The following is a 17195-nucleotide window of genomic DNA, read 5'->3' as shown; positions in this document are numbered from 1 at the left end:
TGTACTGCGCGATTCGATCGACATAGGCCGTCCGCGCTGCGCCTTGCGCGCGCGCGCCGCCGCATCGGCGTGGCGGCTCCGGCCGCCGCCGCACGCTAAAATGCGCGGATGATTGCCAATACCGCTGCCTACCATTTTGTCGCCATCGCCGATCCCGACGCGCTTGCCGCGCAGTTGCAGGACCGGGCACAGGCCGGCGCCCTGCGCGGCACCATCCTGGTCGCAGGCGAGGGCATCAATCTGTTCCTGGCCGGGGCGCCGGAGGCGATCGACGATTTCTATGCGCAGCTGCGCGCCGACCCGCGCTTCGCCGCGCTGCGGGTCAAGACCAGCCTCAGCGCGCAGCAGCCGTTCGCGCGGCTGAAGACCAAGGTCAAGCCGGAGATCATCAGCTTCCGCCGCGACGCGGCCTCGCCGCTGGGCGCCGAACGCGCCCCGGCGGTGGCGCCGGCCACGCTGCAGCGCTGGCTGCGCCAGGGCCACGACGACAGCGGCCGGCGCGTGGTGTTGCTGGACACGCGCAATGCCCAGGAAGTGGAGTACGGCACCTTCGCCGGCGCACTGACCCTGCCGATGGTCAAGTTCACCGAACTGCCCGATGCGCTGGCGCCGCATCGCGCCGACCTGGCCGACGCCACCGTGGTCAGCTTCTGCACCGGCGGCATCCGCTGCGAGAAGGCGGCACTGTGGATGCGCGCCGACGGCATGGACAACGTGTTGCAGCTGGACGGCGGCATCCTCGGCTACTTCGAGGAAGTAGGCGGCGAGGGCTACGCCGGCCGCTGCTTCGTGTTCGACGAACGCGTGGCGCTGGACCCGCAGCTGCAGCCGCTGGTGGATGTCGCTGGGGTGGGGATTGGGGAGTCGGGATTGGGGATTGGCTGAAACGCTGGGATTGGGGAGTCGGGATTGGGGATTGGCAAAAGCGGGCTGCACGCCGTGTCCCCTCGGAGCCTCAAAAAACCCGCTCCAGCGAATCCCAAATCCCCAAACACGAATCCCGAAAAAAGATCTGGCTTGGAAGCGCCCGAGCCACACGGCGTTCGCCAGAGTAGCCAGCCAATGGCGCGATGGCGCACTCGGCACCTCAGGCGAGGCAACAGCCGCTTCAACGAATCCCCAATCCCGATTCCCCAATCCCAACGCCCTCAGGCGTACTGCATCTTGCGCGTCATCCCGCCATCGACGACGAAGTCCTGGCCGGTCACGAACCCGGCCTCGTTCGACAGCAGATACACCGCCAACGCGCCGATATCCTGCGGCGTACCGACCCGGCCGGCCGGATGCTGCGCATGGTCCTGCCGCGACAGCGCCGGCTTGCGCCGCGCGCTGGGCTTGCGCCAGGCATCGGTGGCGATCCAGCCCGGGCTGATGCAGTTGACCCGCACCGCCGGCCCGGCGCTGATCGCCAGCGCATGGGTGAAGGCCAGCAGGCCGCCTTTGGCCGCCGCGTAGGCTTCGCTGTCGGGTTCGGACTGGCGGGCGCGGGTCGAGGCGATATTGACGATCGCGCCGCCGCCGGCGCTGTCGCGCAATGACGGCAGCGCGTGCTTGCTGCACAGGAAGGCGCCGCCTAGGCTCGCACCCAGGCGCCGATTCCATTCACGCAGCGCCAGGCGCTCCAGCGGGCCGCTGTGCGGATCGGCGACGCCGGCATTGTTGACCAGGCCGTCGATGCTCCCGAACTGCGCGAGCGCGGCGTCGACGAAACGGCGCACGCTGGCCTCGGCGGCCACGTCCAGGCGCCGGAACAGCAGCCGCTCGCCGGCATCGAGTTCGGCGACGCAGGCGCGCCCGGCCTCGGCGTCCAGATCGCCGAACGCGACCCGGCCGCCGGCACCGAGCACCGCCTGCACCACGCCGCGGCCGATCCCTTGCGCTCCGCCGGTGACCAGGACCACGCGGTCGCGCAGCGGCAGGGCGGACGTGGCGGGGATCGGCGGGATCAGGGACATGGCGGATGGCCGGGTGGGGCGGGGGTGCAGCGTAGCCAGGCGGCCGTGCAGTCGGCGTCGCTGTCCTGCGTCCGCGCAAGGGTGTCGACAGACAGCGGGCGCCCGTTCCCTCATCCGCACCTTCGGGGCACCCTCTCCCGAGGGGAGAAGGAAGCGTAAAGCCCCTCTCCCACCGGGAGAGGGGTTGGGGTGAGGGTACGTCCGCATGCGAACCCGACGCAGCCACGCCGCCACCGCAAATCAGCGTTCCGGCCCCGACCGCTGCAATCGGCCCGCCCGTCCCCATCTCCACTGCATCGCGTTGCAGGAACCCGCTCTCCATGATGCCCATCTCCATCCTCGATCTCGCCCCGGTCTGCGAAGGCAGCGACACCACCCAGGCCTTCGCCAACATGCTGGACCTGGCGCAGCACGCCGAGCGCTGGGGCTATCACCGCTACTGGCTGGCCGAGCACCACAACATGCCCGGCATCGCCAGCGCCGCCACCGCGGTACTGATCGGGCATGTGGCCGGCGGCACGCGCCGGATCCGGGTCGGCGCCGGCGGCATCATGCTGCCCAACCATGCGCCGCTGCAGGTGGCCGAGCAGTTCGGCACGCTGGCCTCGCTGTATCCCGGGCGCATCGACCTGGGCCTGGGTCGTGCGCCCGGCACCGACCAAGCCACGGCGCGCGCCTTGCGCCGCTATTTCGACAGCGCCGACCAGTTCCCGCACGACGTCGCCGAACTGCTGCGCTATTTCGAGCCGGCCGAACCCGGCCAGCTGGTGCGCGCGGTGCCCGGCGCCGGCATCGAGGTGCCGGTGTGGCTGCTCGGCTCCAGCCTGTTCAGCGCGCGCCTGGCGGCCACGCTGGGGCTGCCGTTCGCGTTCGCCTCGCACTTCGCCCCGGATGCGATGGACGAGGCGCTGGCGGTCTACCGGTGCGAGTTCCGCCCCTCGGCGCGGCTGCGCGATCCGTACGCGGTGCTGGCGTTGAACGTGGTCGGCGCCGAGTCCACGGACGCGGCGCGGCGGCTGTTCACCACCCAGCAGCAGAGCTTCGTCAATCTCCGCCGCGGCCGCCCCGGCCTGATCCCGCCGCCGATCGACGACATCGAGGCGTTCTGGCAGCCGCACGAGAAGGCCGGGGTGGAGCGCGCGCTGGCCTGCACCGTGCTCGGCGATGCGGCCGACGTCGCGCGCGGCATGGCCGCGTTCGTCGCCCGCCATCGCCCCGACGAGCTGTTGCTGACCGCCAACATCCACGACCACGCGGCGCGGCTGCGCTCGTTCGCGATCGCCGCCGAGGCCTGGACCCAGGCGGCGGCCGCGTAGGCGCCGGCCGGACCCTGGCGCGTCGCCACGCCAAGTGCGCGGCGCACGCAGTCGGTGCCGCAATGGCGCGTGGCGTAGACAAGTTCGCCACGGCGCTGCTTTTTCACTTGGCGTTGCGTGCGCCTGGAATCAGATCGGATGGCGTGCCAAGGGTTGGCGCGCACGTGGCGGCAGAACCGGCATCGCGCCGTTCGGCGCCACGCATCCACGGATCGAAACAGGGGGCGTTACATGCAATCTGAATATCTGCCGCCAGCCGCGCGCGGCTGCGGCCTGGAAGCCGTGTTGCATCAACTCGCGCTGCAACTGCAACGCCTGCAACGCTCGCCGGGCGACGCCATGGCGGCGCAGCCGTTGCGCAGGCAGGTGTTCGCCGAGGCGCCGGCTGCGGACTAGCGCTGCACCGCGCGCGCAGCATGCCTGCGGCGCGCGCGGCAGGGTTTCGCGAACCTCGTTCTACAGCTTGTGCATCCACTCGCGGCTCAGGTCCACCACCTGGTCCGAGGCCAGGCCCAGGCCGAGCGCCACCGCGATGCCGCCCAGCCACGACACCAGCATCAGGCCGCCGTCGCGTTCCAGCAAGGCCAGCGAGAACAACAGCAGCATCGCGCCGAACGCGTAGTTGGTGAACGGGATCGGCAGCGACAGCAGGATCCCCAGCACCACCAGCAGCAGGCCGCTGAACGCGCGTGCCGGCAGTGTCTCGACCAGCGCCGGCAGGCGCGGCTTGAGCACCTTGTCCAGCCGCCGCAGCCACGGCGCGATGCGTCCGACGAAGCGCTGCATGGTGCGCCGGCGCGGTCCGCGTTCGCCGATGAAGCGCGGCAGCCAGGGCTTGCGCAGGCCGATCAGCATCTGCGCGCCGATCAGCGTCACCAGCGGCCCGCTGAGTCCGCCGGCCAGGCCCGGCACCGGCAGGAACGCCGGCAGGATCGCCACGAACAGGAACATCCCGAACGCGCTGTGCTGCAGGTCGGCCAGGATCGTTCGCAGCCGCAACGGCTCGTCCGGATCGCCGAGCAGGAAGGTGTCGAGCAGGGTGCGGATGCCTTCGGCGCTGTAGCCGTGGCCGGGCGCCGCGTCGGGTGCGTCACCCGGTGATGTCATCGCTGTTCTCGTCCTGCAGCTTGCTCAGCAGCAGCTTGTCCACGCGCGCGCCGTCCAGGTCGACGATCTCAATGCGCCAGCCGGCCCAGTCGAAGAACTCGCCGGCGTGCGGAATGCGGCCGAAGTAGTAGATGCACAGGCCGGCCAGGGTGTTGTAGTCGCCTTCCTCGGCGTTGGGCAGTTCGGCGCCGCCGAGCAGCTCGCGCAGGTCCTCGATCGCCAGCGAGCCGTCGATCAGCAGCGAGCCGTCGGCGCGGGTCACCACCAGCGCGTCCTCGTCGGCGTTGTCCACCGACTGCAGGCGCCCGACGACCGCGCCCATCAGGTCGCTGATGGTGACCAGGCCCTGGATCTCGCCGTACTCGTCCACCACCAGCGCCATCGACTGCTGTTCCTCGCGGAAGATCTCCAGCAGCTTCATCGCGTGGGTGGATTCGGAGACGAACAGGGTGTCGCGCAGGCTCTGGAACAGCTGGGTGGCGTTGCCGTCCATGCGCGTGACCAGCGATTTCACTTCCAGCACGCCGGCGATGTCCTGGTCGCTGCCGCGGTAGACCGGATAGCGCGAGAACTCGTGTTCGCGCATCACCTGGAAATTGCGCTCGGCCTCGGCGTTGGCGTCGAGCCAGGCGATGCGGTTGCGCGGCGTCATCAGGCTGTCGGCGGTGCGGTCGCCCAGGCGCATGACCCGGTTCATCATGTCGCGCTCGTGGGCGTCGATCACGCCGGCCTCGTGGCTCTCGGCCACCAGCATGCGGATCTCCTCTTCGGTCACCGACGCCGATTGCTCGTTGCCCAGGCCGAGCAGGCGCAGCACCAGCCGGGTCGTGCGCGACAGCACCCAGACGAACGGCGCAGCGATCCAGGCCAGCCAGCCCATCGGCACCGCGACGAAGCCGGCGATGACTTCTGAGCGGGTCAGCGCCAGGCGCTTGGGCACCAGTTCGCCGAAGATCAGCGTCAGGAAGGTGATCAGCACGATCGCCAGGGTCTTGCCGATCAGCGCCGCCCACGGCTGGGGATCGCCGAACAGGGTGAAGTTGGCCGCCAGCGCCGGGAACAGCGCCTGCAGCTTGGCCGCGATCGCCACGCCGATGGCCTCGCCGCCGAACACGCCGGTCAGGATGCTGATCGCGGTGATGCCGATCTGCACGGTGGACAGGAAGTGTTCCGGGTTCTCGGCCAGCGCCAGCGCCTTGGCCGCGCGCGTGCTGGATTGCGCCATCTGCTTCAGGCGGCTCTTGCGCGAGGTCATCAGCGACATCTCGGACATCGCGAAGAAACCGTTCAGCAGCACCAGGGCCACCACGATCAACAGTTCAAACATGCGCGCGCTCCCTGGCGGCGAGGGAAGCGGGGACATGGGCGCCGGCGCGGCGCGGGGGAGGGGGGCTAGGGTGGTCGTCCATAGGGTGCGCCTAGCAACGGCGCGGCTGCATGGTAGCAAACCCGGGTGGCGGACGCGTCCACGTGGCGCCGACGTGTGCCGCCGGTCGCCCGATTCCCCCGTTTTGTCAGCAAACGGTCATAATTCCGCCCCGGTGCCGTCCCTCCCGCGACGGCGGGATTGCGTTTCATGTTCTCGTTGCAGACCATCTTCGGTTCCGGCAAGCAGTTCTACACCCTGCTCGACGAGGCGGCGCAGGCCGCCTACGACAGCACCAAGGCGCTGCATTCGATGATGCGCGAATCGGACCGGCAGCCGGCGCTGGACGCCTTCAAGCTGGCGCGTCTGCGCGAACGCGCGGCGGCCGACAAGATCGGCCAGGCGCTGGTCGACAGCTTCATGACCCCGATCGAGCGCGAGGACATCGAGGCGCTGGGCTCGGCGCTGTACAAGATTCCCAAGCAGGTGGAGAAGTTCGCCGACCGCTATTCGCTGGCGGTGCAGCACCTGGAGCACATCGACTTCGCGCCGCGCGCGGCGATGCTGGAACAGGCCGCGGCGGTGGTGGTGGAGATGGTCCACGACCTGCACAACATGCACCTGGACCGGATGAGCGCGCTCAACGACAAGCTGCGCTCGCTGGAGAACGAGGCCGACCGGCTGATGCTGGAGCTGTACCGCGACATCTACTCCGGGCGCCTGGACAACCTGCAGATGTTCCTGCTCAAGGAGTTCTTCGAGATCCTGGAGAAGGCCATCGACCGCTGCCGCGAGGCCGGCGTGGTGGTCTACCAGATCGTGCTGAAGAATTCGTAATGGGCACGCTCCGGATCCGCTGCATGCGCGGCTGCGCCGCCATGCCCGCCGCCGCGGCCGCCATGGGTGAGGCGAGGAGCGCACGATGCTGACGCTGGTCCTGATCGTGATCCTGGCCGCGCTGGTGTTCGAGTTCATCAACGGCTTCCACGACACCGCCAATTCCATTGCCACGGTGGTCGCGACCAAGGTGCTCAGCCCCGGCTGGGCGGTGATCCTGGCCGCCGGCATGAACCTGGTCGGCGCGCTGACCGGCACCGCGGTGGCGATGACCATCGCCTCGGGCCTGCTCAACACCGACGTGGTGACGGTCACCCCGCAGGTGATCCTGTGCGCGCTGCTCGGCGGCATCGTCTGGAACCTGATCACCTGGTGGAAGGGCCTGCCGTCCTCGTCCTCGCACGCCTTGATCGGCGGCCTGTGCGGCGCCGGCCTGGCCGCGGCGCACAACAACTGGGGCGCGCTGATCTGGTCGCAGAACGTCGGCGACTGGGCCAAGAACAAGGGCCTGCTGTGGAAGGTGTTCGTGCCGATGATCACCTCGCCGATCGCCGGCTTCCTGCTCGGCATCGCGGTGATGCTGCTGCTGTGGGCGATCATCGCCGGCATGGCGAAGCTCGGCGGCCGCATCGGGCGGCTGGCGCGGCCGCGCTGGGTCAACGCCTTCTTCGGCAAGGCGCAGATCGCCTCGGCCGCGTACATGGGCTACGCGCACGGCCACAACGACGCGCAGAAGACCATGGGCATCATCGCCATGACCCTGATCGGCGCGCAGAGCACCGGCGCGCTGGACGACCTGCCGTCGTGGCTGGCGTTCCTGCACCCGAACGCCAGCCAGGGCCAGGGCATCGCCACCTGGATCGTGCTGACCTGCGCGGTGGTGATGGCCGCCGGCACCGCCTCGGGCGGCTGGAAGATCATCAAGACGCTGGGCCACAAGATGGTCAAGCTGCACCCGATCCACGGCTTCGCCGCGGAAACCAGCTCGGCGACGATCCTGACCCTGGCCGCGCACTTTGGCATGCCGGTGTCCACCACCCACAGCATCTCCACCGCGATCATGGGCGTGGGCTTCGCCAAGAACCCGCGCTCGCTGCGCTTCGGCGTGATCGAGCGCATCGTCTGGGCCTGGATCCTGACCATCCCGGCCGCAGCCGGCGTGGCGTATTTGATTTTCGGATTGTTTGCGCTGTTCGGTTGGGTGTGAGGTAAAGCCGGGACACGGGAATGGGGAAACGGGAATCGTAAAAGCCGAAGGCAACTGTCCTTCGGATGCGCGGGGAGCCGCTTTTGCGATTCCCCATTCCCGATTCCCCACTCCCCGCTAGTTGGCCCGATACATCGCCAGCACATCCCCGCGCAGCGCGCGCTGGCTGTCGGGGCGGTTGTAGAACATGTGCCCGCCCGGATAGTTCTTGACCTGTACCCGCGTCGGGTCGTTGCCCATCACCGGCATCTGGTCCACGGTCAGCACCGAGCCCATGAACGGGCACGACAGGTCGTTCCAGCCGTGCACGATCAGCACCCGCAGCTTGGGGTCGATCGCCACCGCCTGGCGCAGCTCGGTCACCGAGCCCTTGCGCAGTTCGTCGTTCCAGTCCCACAGCTTGTTCACGTCGTAGTTCAGCGCCTGGTAGCGCGCATCCACCTTCCAGCCGACCACGCGGGTCACGAAATCGACCATCGCGGTGGTGGTCGGGGCGATGATGCTGTCCAGCAGCGGATCGTTGGCGCGCTGCTCGGGCGCGTTCGGGAACGGGTCGAATGCGGTGACATTGGAATCGTAGCGGCTACCGAGCTGGCCCTTGTCGCGGAACACTTCGCGCAGGTAGGCCTGGGTTTCCAGGCGGCCGCCGGCGCGGCGCACGTACACCGGGTCCAGCCCGGTCATCGCCGCCACCTGCTGGATCATACGTTCGCTGCCGGCCGCGTCCGAGCGCCCGCGCAGCAGCGCGGTGACGTAGTCGCCGCGGGTGTAGTCGATCACCTGCCGCATCGCCTCCGGGGTCAGCCGCTGCTCGCGCTCCAGGTGCGCGGCGGCGATCGAGGGCAGGGTCAGCATCCACGCCAGCGGCGAGACGTCGCCGTTGTCGTCCAGGGTCGGGTTGAGGTACGGCGAGACCAGCACCACGCCATTCATCGCCACGCCCAGCTGGGTCTGCAGGTAATGGGTGATGCGCGGCCCGCGGAAGCCGCCGTAGCTCTCGCCGACCAGGTACTTGCGCGAGGGCAGGCGCTGGTTCTTCAGCAGCCAGTCGTAGATCGTGCGCGACAGGTATTCGATGTCGGCCTGCGGGTTGTAGAACAGCTTCTTGGCCTGCTCGTCGGGCACCCGCGAACGGCTGAAGCCGGTGCCGACCGGGTCGATGAACACCAGGTCGGTGAAGTCCAGCCAGGTGCCGGGGTTGTCGTGCAGCGTCGCTGGCGCCGAGGCGCTGTCGCCCTCGCTGCCGAAGGTGACCACCTTCGGCCCGATCGCGCCCAGGTTGAGGTACACCGACGCCGCGCCGGGGCCGCCGTTCAAGGCGAAGGTCACCGGACGGTCCTTGCCGTCCACGGTATACGCGGTGAACACCACATCGGCGACGGTCTTGCCCTGCGCGTCCTTCACCGGCAGCGTGCCGACCGTCGCGGTGTAGCTGAGCGACTTGCCGTCCACGTGCGTGACCTGGCGCACCTTCGCATCGGCCGGCAACGCGGCCGGCCTGGCCGGCTCGGCGCTGTCGGCCTTGTCGGTTTTGTCTGGCTTGTCGGCGGCCTCGGCATCGGCAGCCAGCGCGGCGGAGATCGGCAGGACGGCTAGCAACAATGCCGCCAGCAGCGGCTTGGACAGGTTCGACACGGAGAGGGCGCTCGGCGGAAGGGAAGCCGGCATGCTAGGCCGCGGCGCGGCATGCGCGGATGTGCACAAAGGCATGGTCGGCGCGGATGCCGGCGGCGGGCCCTATCATGTCCCGCCCTGCCTGCTGCGGAGACGTCGTTTGAGGTTCAGAATCCTGCTGCCGTTGGTGCTGTTGCTGCTGCTGTTGCTTGCAGTGTTCCTGGGCGTGCCGCGCCTGCGCCATGCGGCCGATCCCGATGCGCTATGGCGCATCCTCACCACGCACTGCCTGGCGACCGACAAGCCGCGCGCGGCCGACTGCGTCGCGGTGTGGCCGCAGCCGCAGCTGCGTTCGGTGGTGTTCAAGGACAATCACGGCGATTTCCAGTACCTGCTGCTGCCGATGGACCGCATCACCGGCATCGAGGACCCGCGCGCGCTGCAGCCGGATGCGCCCAATTACTTCGCCGCCGCGTGGGATGCGCGTGGGTTCGTGGAACGGGCGCTGGGCCGCCCGCTGCCGCGGCAGTATCTGTCGCTGGCGCTCAATTCCCCGCATGGCCGTTCGCAGGAGCAGTTGCACATCCATGTCGATTGCCTGCATCCGCAGATCCGTCGCGAACTGGACGCGATGCAGGCGCAGATCGGCGCGGCGTGGCGGCCGTTGCCGCAGCCGTTGCTTGGCCATCGCTACCTGGCCCGGCGCGTGCCCGGGGAGACGCTGGCGGCCAATCCGCTGCGGCTGCTCGCCGAGCAACTGCCGGCCGGCGAGACGATGCGCGACTACTCGCTGGTCGTGGTCGGGGACGCCAATCCGGCGCCGGGGTTCGTGTTGCTGGCGACGCGCGTCGACCCCGCCACCGGCAATCGCGCCAGCGGCGAGGAACTGCAGGACCATGCCTGCGGCCTGGTGACCGGCGCGGAACAGGTGCTGCCCGGCGTGCGCTAAGCGCCTTCCCACGCGGCAGCGCGTGCACGAGGGCCGCTCTGCCGCAGCGCCCGCAACTCAACCGCAATCGCAGTGGCCGCCTTGCATGACGCCACTGCCGAATCTGCCGCCACGGTCGGCGCGTGGCGCGCTACCCGATCGCCCAGGCGGCACGGCTCGGCTTCAGCCGACCCGCAGGCCCGCCACCAGTGCGGCGCGCGCAATGCATGGAATCGTCGGCTGGGCCAATCCCCAATCCCGACTCCCCGATCCCGGCCCCTCAGACCTCCAGCGAAGCCAGGTCGCCCTTGGTCTCCAGCCACTGCTTGCGGTCGCCGGCGCGCTTCTTGGCCAGCAGCATGTCCATCAGCGAGCGGGTCTCGTCGCCTTCGTCGATGGTCAGCTGCACCAGCCGCCGCGTGTCCGGATGGATGGTGGATTCGCGCAGCTGCTGCGGGTTCATTTCGCCCAGGCCCTTGAAGCGGGTCACGCTGATCTGGCCCTTGAGCTTCTCGCGCGCGATCTTCTCCAGCAGCGAGCGCTTCTCTTCCTCGTCCAGCGCGTAGAACACCTGCTTGCCCACGTCCACGCGGAACAGCGGCGGCATCGCCACGAACACGTGGCCGGCCCGCACCAGCGCCGGAAAGTGGCGCAGGAACAGCGCGGTGAGCAGGGTGGCGATGTGCAGGCCGTCGGAATCGGCGTCGGCCAGGATCACCACCTTGCCGTAGCGCAGCCCGTCGATCTCCTCCTTGCCCGGGTCGCAGCCGATCGCGATCGCCAGGTTGTGCACTTCCTCGGAGGCCAGCACGCTGCCGGAGGCCACTTCCCAGGTGTTGAGGATCTTGCCGCGCAGCGGCAGGATCGCCTGGAAGTCCTTGTCGCGCGCCTGCTTGGCGCTGCCGCCGGCCGAGTCGCCTTCCACCAGGAACAGTTCGGTGCGCGACAGGTCCTGGCTGATGCAGTCGGCCAGCTTGCCGGGCAGGGCCGGGCCGGAGGTGACCTTCTTGCGGGTGATCTGCTTTTCGGTCTTTAGCCGCGCGCTGGCGCGGTCGATGGCGATCTGCGCGATGCGCGTGCCGGTTTCCACATTCTGGTTCAGCCACAGGCTGAAGGCGTCGTGCGCGGCGCCTTCGATGAAGCCGGCGGCCTGGCGCGAGGACAGGCGTTCCTTGGTCTGGCCGCTGAACTGCGGATCGGTCATCTTCAGCGACAGCACGAAGGTGACCCGGTCCCAGACGTCTTCCGGCGCCAGCTTGACGCCGCGCGGCAGCAGGTTGCGGAAGTCGCAGAATTCGCGCAACGCGTCGGTGAAACCGCTGCGCAGGCCGTTGACGTGGGTGCCGTGCTGCGCGGTCGGGATCAGGTTGACGTAGCTTTCCTGCACCAGTTCGCCGTCGGCGACCCAGGCCACTGCCCAATCGACGATCTCGCGGTCCTTCTTCAGGTTGCCGACGAACAGGTCGGCCGGCAGCAGCTCGCGGTCGGCCAGCTCGCCCTTGAGGTAGTCGCGCAAGCCGTCCTCGAAGTACCAGGTGTCCTGCTCGCCGGTGGCCTCGTCGTGCAGCTTCACGGTCAGGCCGGGGCACAGCACCGCCTTGGCGCGCAGCAGGTGGCGCAGCGCGCGCACGGCGAACTTGGGCGTGTCGAAATACTTCGGATCGGCCCAGAAGCGCAGCCGGGTGCCGGTGTTCTTCTTGCCGACGCTGCCGACGATCTCCAGCTTCGAAGTGGGGAAGCCGTCGCCGAATTCCATCCGGTATTCGTTGCCGTCGCGCTTGATGAACAGCTCCACCTTCTTCGACAGCGCATTGACCACGCTGACGCCGACGCCGTGCAGGCCGCCGCTGAAGGTGTAGTTGCGGTCGCTGAACTTGCCGCCGGCGTGCAGCCGGGTCAGGATCAGTTCGACGCCGGAGATCTTTTCCTCCGGATGGATGTCCACCGGCATGCCGCGGCCGTCGTCGGCCACCTCGCAGCTGCCGTCCTTGAACAGGGTCACCTCGATGTGCCGGGCGTGGCCGGCCAGCGCCTCGTCCACGGCGTTGTCGATGACTTCCTGCGCCAGATGGTTGGGGCGGGCAGTGTCGGTGTACATGCCCGGCCGGCGCTTGACCGGGTCCAGGCCAGAGAGAACTTCGATGTCGGCGGCGTTGTAGCGGGTATTCATGCGTCTCAACAGGTGGCGCGAAGCAGATCGGGAAGTGTGCGGTGTGCGGCGGCTTTTTGCACGCCGCCGGTGTTCAGGGCCAGTGCCGGGGCGGTGCGCTAACCTTGCACTGGAAAATCCGCGGCGGCGTCCCCATTAGTCGTTGCAGCCTTACACAGGAGTACGCCATGAACGTTCGCAAGCTGTTGACCCTGGCCGCGCTGGTCGCCGCCGCGGTGGCCGTCCCGTTCGCGATGGCCCAGGCGCAGAGCGCCGATCCGGCCACCTCCGGCGCCGCCGCCTACGAGGCGCAGGTCGCGAAGGAGAAGGCCGAGGCCGACGCCAAGGCCAAGCGCCGCGCCGCTGCGGCCGCCGAGCACAAGGCCGGCAAGGATGCGGCGGCGCCGAAGAAAGAGGAAGAAGAGGAAGCGCGCAAGCCCTGAGCGCGCGCCCTGTTTCAACCTGCGACGCCCCGGCTGGTGCCGGGGCGTCTGCTTTTTGTGGAGTCGATCGGTCCGAAAGCGCTTGGGCAAATCGGCTTCACCCGTTAAACTATGGCTTTCCGGGAGGCCTTCGAGCCATGACCCCCCTGATCTTCGTTACCGGCGGCGTAGTGTCCTCGCTTGGCAAGGGCATCGCGGCCGCTTCGCTCGCGTCCATTCTCGAAGCACGTGGCCTGTCGGTCACGATGATGAAGCTGGACCCCTACATCAACGTCGACCCGGGCACGATGAGCCCGTTCCAGCACGGCGAGGTGTACGTCACCGACGACGGCGCCGAGACCGACCTGGACCTGGGTCACTACGAGCGCTTCGTGCGCACCCGCCTGTCGCGCAAGAATTCGGTCACCACCGGCCGCATCTACGAGAACGTGATCCGCAAGGAGCGCCGCGGCGACTATCTGGGCGCCACCGTGCAGGTGATCCCGCACATCACCGACGAAATCCGCCGTTGCGTGGACGAAGCCACCGCCGGCTTCGACGTGGCGCTGGTGGAGATCGGCGGTACGGTCGGCGATATCGAATCGTTGCCGTTCCTGGAGGCGATCCGCCAGGTGCGCACCGAACGCGGCGCGGAACGCGCGATGTTCATGCATCTGACCCTGGTGCCGTACATCGCCGCCGCCGGCGAACTGAAGACCAAGCCGACCCAGCACTCGGTCAAGGAACTGCGCTCGATCGGCATCCAGCCGGACGTGCTGCTGTGCCGCTCCGAGCAGGCGATCCCGGATTCGGAGCGGCGCAAGATCGCGCTGTTCACCAACGTTTCCGAGCGCGCGGTGATCAGCGCCGCCGACATCGACGTGCTCTACGGCATGCCGCTGGAACTGCACCGGCAGGGCCTGGACGAGATCGTCATCGACCAGTTCAAGCTGCGCGACAAGGTCGGCCCGGCCGATCTGTCCGAATGGGAAGCGGTGGTGGACGCTACCAAGCATCCGCTCGACGAGGTCACCATCGCCGTGGTCGGCAAGTACGTGGACCACCAGGACGCGTACAAGTCGGTCGGCGAGGCGCTCAAGCACGGCGGCCTGCGCCAGCGCACCAAGGTCACCTTGAAGTGGCTGGAAGCGCAGGAGCTGGAAGGCAGCGACCTGTCGGCGCTGGCCGACGTGGACGGCATCCTGGTGCCGGGCGGCTTCGGCGACCGCGGCTTCGAAGGCAAGGTGCTGACCTCGCGCTATGCGCGCGAGCACCACGTGCCGTACTTCGGCATCTGCTACGGCATGCAGGCGGCGGTGGTGGATTACGCGCGAAATGTGGCCGGCCTGGACGGCGCCAACAGCACCGAGAACGACCGCCAGTCGCCGTATCCGGTGATCGGCCTGATCACCGAGTGGCGCACCGCCAGCGGCGACGTGGAAAAGCGCGACGAGAAGTCCGATCTGGGCGGCACCATGCGCCTGGGCCTGCAGGAGCAGCGGCTCAAGCCCGGCACGCTGTCGCGCGAGATGTACGGCAAGGACGTGGTGGCCGAGCGCCATCGCCATCGCTACGAGTTCAACAACCGCTACCGCACCCAGCTCGAGGACGCCGGCCTGGTGATTTCCGCCAAGTCGATGGACGACACCCTGGTGGAGATGGTCGAACTGCCGCGCGAAGTGCATCCGTGGTTCTTGGCCTGCCAGGCGCACCCGGAATTCCTGTCCACCCCGCGCGACGGCCATCCGCTGTTCGTCGGCTTCGTGCGCGCCGCGCGCGAGAAGAAGGCCGGCGGCAAGCTGTTGAAGGAAGCGCGCGCCTGATCCTTCTCCCATCGGGAGAAGGTGGCGCGAAGCGCCGGATGAGGGTGCGGGTGAAACCTTGTGTACCCAGATCCCCTGAAGCTTCGCCCGTACCCTCACCCCAACCCCTCTCTCCCACGGGACTTCCTTCGGTCGCCGCCGGGAGAGGGGCTCAAATCGATAGGTGATCCGATGAAACTGTGTGGCTTCGAAGTCGGCCTGGACCAGCCGCTGTTCCTGATCGCAGGCCCGTGCGTGATCGAGTCGATGCAGCTGCAGCTGGACGTGGCCGGCAAGCTCAAGGAGATCACCGGCAAGCTGGGGATCAACTTCATCTTCAAGTCCAGCTTCGACAAGGCCAACCGTACCTCCGGCACCAGCTTCCGCGGCCCCGGCCTGGAAGAAGGGCTGAAGGTGCTCGAGGCGGTGAAGCGGCAGATCGGCGTGCCGGTGCTGACCGACGTGCACGAATACACGCCGATGCACGAAGTGGCGGCGGTGGTGGACGTGCTGCAGACGCCGGCGTTCCTGGTGCGGCAGACCGATTTCATCAAGAACGTCTGCGCCGCCGGCAAGCCGGTCAACATCAAGAAGGGCCAGTTCCTGTCGCCGTGGGACATGAAGCCGGTGGTGGACAAGGCCAAGTCCACCGGCAACGAGCAGATCATGGTCTGCGAGCGCGGCGCCAGCTTCGGCTACAACAACCTGGTCAGCGACATGCGCTCGCTGAGCGTGATGCGCGAGACCGGCTGTCCGGTGGTGTTCGATGCCACCCATTCGGTGCAGCTGCCGGGCGGGCAGGGCAGCACCTCCGGCGGCCAGCGCGAGTTCGTGCCGGTGCTGGCGCGCGCGGCGGTGGCGGTGGGCGTGTCCGGCGTGTTCGCCGAGACTCATCCGGATCCGTCCAAGGCGCTGTCCGATGGCCCCAACGCGTGGCCGCTGGACAAGATGGAGGCGCTGCTGGAGACGCTGATGGCGCTGGATGCGATCACCAAGCGCAGCGGCTTCCTGGAGCACGGGCTGGGCTGAGGCGGCGCCTTTGCGGGTGGGCCGGCCCTCCGGACGCACCGTATCGCGCGCAGCGCCCGCGCTGTTCGGACCCGTGCACGTCGCCCGGTTCATTTGGCAAGCAGCGGCGCTGCGGCCATAATCCGACGGTTTCCGGTGTCCCCCTCCTTTCCTGGTAACCGACTGGACTTATGACCACTATCGCCAAGATCCACGCCCGCGAGATTCTCGATTCCCGCGGCAATCCCACGCTCGAAGCGGAAGTCACGCTGGCCGACGGCTCGCTGGGCCGCGCCGCGGTGCCGTCGGGCGCTTCCACCGGCACCAAGGAAGCGGTCGAGCTGCGCGATGGCGACAAGACCCGTTATCTGGGCAAGGGCGTGCGCAAGGCGGTGGAGAACGTCAACACCACGATCGCCAGCGCGCTGCAGGGCTTCGACGGTGCCGACCAGCAGGGTCTGGACCGCCGCCTGATCGACCTGGACGGCACCGAGAACAAGGGCCGCCTCGGCGCCAATGCGCTGCTCGGCGTTTCGCTGGCCAATGCGCATGCGGTCGCCGCTTCGCGCAAGCAGGCGCTGTGGCAGTACCTGGCCGGCGCCAACACCGCCAACGTGGCACTGCCGGTGCCGATGATGAACATCATCAACGGCGGCGCGCATGCCGACAACAACGTCGATTTCCAGGAATTCATGGTGCTGCCGGTCGGCGCCGCGTCGTTCTCCGAGGCACTGCGCGCCGGCACCGAGATCTTCCACGCGCTCAAGGCGGTGTTGAAGGGCCATGGCCTGTCCACCGCCGTCGGCGACGAGGGCGGCTTCGCCCCGGACTTCCGCAGCAACGTGGAAGCGCTGGACACCATCCTCGAGGCGATCGGCAAGGCCGGCTACACCGCCGGCGAAGACGTGCTGCTGGGCCTGGACGTGGCCTCCAGCGAGTTCTACGACAACGGCAAGTACCACCTGGTGGGCGAGGGCAAGCGCCTGACCAGCGAGCAGTTCGTCGACTTCCTCGCCGACTGGGCCGCGCAGTACCCGATCGTCAGCATCGAGGACGGCCTGGCCGAGGACGACTGGGCCGGCTGGAAGCTGCTGACCGACCGTCTCGGCAACAAGGTGCAGCTGGTCGGCGACGACCTGTTCGTGACCAACCCGAAGATCTTCAAGCAGGGCATCGAGTCCGGCACCGCCAACGCGATCCTGATCAAGGTCAACCAGATCGGCACCCTGACCGAGACCCTGGAAGCGATCGCCATGGCCGACACCGCCGGCTACGCGGCGATCGTCTCGCACCGCTCCGGCGAGACCGAGGACACCACCATCGCCGACATCGCCGTGGCCACCACCGCCACCCAGATCAAGACCGGCTCGCTGTGCCGCAGCGATCGCGTGGCCAAGTACAACCAGCTGCTGCGGATCGAGGAAGCGCTGGGCAGCGGCGCGCGCTACGCGGGGCGCGACGCATTCGTCTCGCTCAAGCGGTAA

Annotated in this window: 15 protein-coding genes; 10 read left to right on the top strand and 5 right to left on the bottom strand. The window is 68.4% G+C overall.

Annotated features, from left to right (window positions below; translation table 11 throughout):
• Positions 1-108: 108 nt before the first annotated feature.
• Entirely contained in the window at positions 109-885 is a 777-nt protein-coding gene (locus AB3X08_RS12715; RefSeq protein WP_369932978.1) for a sulfurtransferase, read from the top strand.
• Between the two features lie 263 nt (positions 886-1148).
• On the opposite strand, the gene AB3X08_RS12710 is transcribed toward AB3X08_RS12715, so the two are convergent.
• Complete coding sequence (locus tag AB3X08_RS12710; protein WP_369932975.1) at positions 1149-1955, bottom strand: SDR family oxidoreductase; 807 nt, start codon at positions 1953-1955, stop codon at positions 1149-1151.
• Positions 1956-2275: 320 nt separating this feature from the next.
• Between AB3X08_RS12710 and AB3X08_RS12705 the strand changes: the two genes are divergently transcribed.
• The gene (locus AB3X08_RS12705) at positions 2276-3271 is read left to right on the top strand and encodes an LLM class flavin-dependent oxidoreductase (protein ID WP_369932972.1); all 996 of its coding nucleotides are present in this window, start codon (positions 2276-2278) and stop codon (positions 3269-3271) included.
• A gap of 231 nt (positions 3272-3502) precedes the next feature.
• The gene (locus AB3X08_RS12700) at positions 3503-3667 is read left to right on the top strand and encodes a hypothetical protein (protein ID WP_369932971.1); all 165 of its coding nucleotides are present in this window, start codon (positions 3503-3505) and stop codon (positions 3665-3667) included.
• Between the two features lie 60 nt (positions 3668-3727).
• Here AB3X08_RS12700 and AB3X08_RS12695 read toward each other — a convergent pair whose 3' ends face one another.
• Both AB3X08_RS12695 and AB3X08_RS12690 read right to left on the bottom strand, forming a co-directional pair.
• Complete coding sequence (locus AB3X08_RS12695) at positions 3728-4378, bottom strand: exopolysaccharide biosynthesis protein (RefSeq protein WP_369932970.1); 651 nt, start codon at positions 4376-4378, stop codon at positions 3728-3730.
• Positions 4362-5705, bottom strand: coding sequence for a hemolysin family protein (locus AB3X08_RS12690; protein ID WP_369932969.1), 1344 nt, complete (start codon positions 5703-5705; stop codon positions 4362-4364). Before AB3X08_RS12690 ends, AB3X08_RS12695 begins: the two co-directional genes overlap by 17 nt.
• A 249-nt stretch (positions 5706-5954) precedes the next feature.
• On the opposite strand from AB3X08_RS12690, the gene AB3X08_RS12685 reads away from it, so the two are divergent.
• Both AB3X08_RS12685 and AB3X08_RS12680 read left to right on the top strand, forming a co-directional pair.
• Positions 5955-6581: a DUF47 domain-containing protein gene (locus AB3X08_RS12685; RefSeq protein ID WP_145700335.1), complete on the top strand. Its 627-nt coding sequence runs from the start codon at positions 5955-5957 to the stop codon at positions 6579-6581.
• Positions 6582-6666: 85 nt separating this feature from the next.
• Positions 6667-7788, top strand: a complete 1122-nt coding sequence (locus tag AB3X08_RS12680; protein WP_369932968.1) for an inorganic phosphate transporter — start codon at positions 6667-6669, stop codon at positions 7786-7788.
• A 117-nt stretch (positions 7789-7905) separates the two neighbouring features.
• On the opposite strand, the gene AB3X08_RS12675 is transcribed toward AB3X08_RS12680, so the two are convergent.
• Positions 7906-9456, bottom strand: coding sequence for a S10 family peptidase (locus AB3X08_RS12675; protein WP_369932966.1), 1551 nt, complete (start codon positions 9454-9456; stop codon positions 7906-7908).
• Between the two features lie 124 nt (positions 9457-9580).
• On the opposite strand from AB3X08_RS12675, the gene AB3X08_RS12670 reads away from it, so the two are divergent.
• Positions 9581-10351: a CDP-diacylglycerol diphosphatase gene (locus AB3X08_RS12670; RefSeq protein WP_369938525.1), complete on the top strand. Its 771-nt coding sequence runs from the start codon at positions 9581-9583 to the stop codon at positions 10349-10351.
• A gap of 259 nt (positions 10352-10610) precedes the next feature.
• Here AB3X08_RS12670 and parE read toward each other — a convergent pair whose 3' ends face one another.
• Positions 10611-12500, bottom strand: coding sequence for a DNA topoisomerase IV subunit B (gene parE / locus AB3X08_RS12665; protein ID WP_369932964.1), 1890 nt, complete (start codon positions 12498-12500; stop codon positions 10611-10613).
• 167 nt (positions 12501-12667) lie between these two features.
• On the opposite strand from parE, the gene AB3X08_RS12660 reads away from it, so the two are divergent.
• From AB3X08_RS12660 to eno, 4 genes are all read left to right on the top strand, one after another.
• Entirely contained in the window at positions 12668-12922 is a 255-nt protein-coding gene (locus AB3X08_RS12660) for a hypothetical protein (RefSeq protein WP_369932963.1), read from the top strand.
• A gap of 137 nt (positions 12923-13059) precedes the next feature.
• Entirely contained in the window at positions 13060-14724 is a 1665-nt protein-coding gene (locus tag AB3X08_RS12655; protein WP_369932961.1) for a CTP synthase, read from the top strand.
• A gap of 171 nt (positions 14725-14895) precedes the next feature.
• Positions 14896-15732 (top strand): 3-deoxy-8-phosphooctulonate synthase, encoded by an 837-nt coding sequence (gene kdsA / locus AB3X08_RS12650; RefSeq protein WP_369932959.1) that lies wholly within the window; start codon positions 14896-14898, stop codon positions 15730-15732.
• A 170-nt stretch (positions 15733-15902) separates the two neighbouring features.
• The gene (gene eno / locus AB3X08_RS12645; RefSeq protein ID WP_369932957.1) at positions 15903-17195 is read left to right on the top strand and encodes a phosphopyruvate hydratase; all 1293 of its coding nucleotides are present in this window, start codon (positions 15903-15905) and stop codon (positions 17193-17195) included.

Origin of the sequence: Xanthomonas sp. DAR 34887 (assembly GCF_041245805.1) — a bacterium.
Taxonomy (GTDB): domain Bacteria; phylum Pseudomonadota; class Gammaproteobacteria; order Xanthomonadales; family Xanthomonadaceae; genus Xanthomonas_A; species Xanthomonas_A tesorieronis.
The sequence above is the reverse complement of the archived record's forward strand: the minus strand, read 5'-3'. Positions and strand labels throughout refer to the sequence as shown.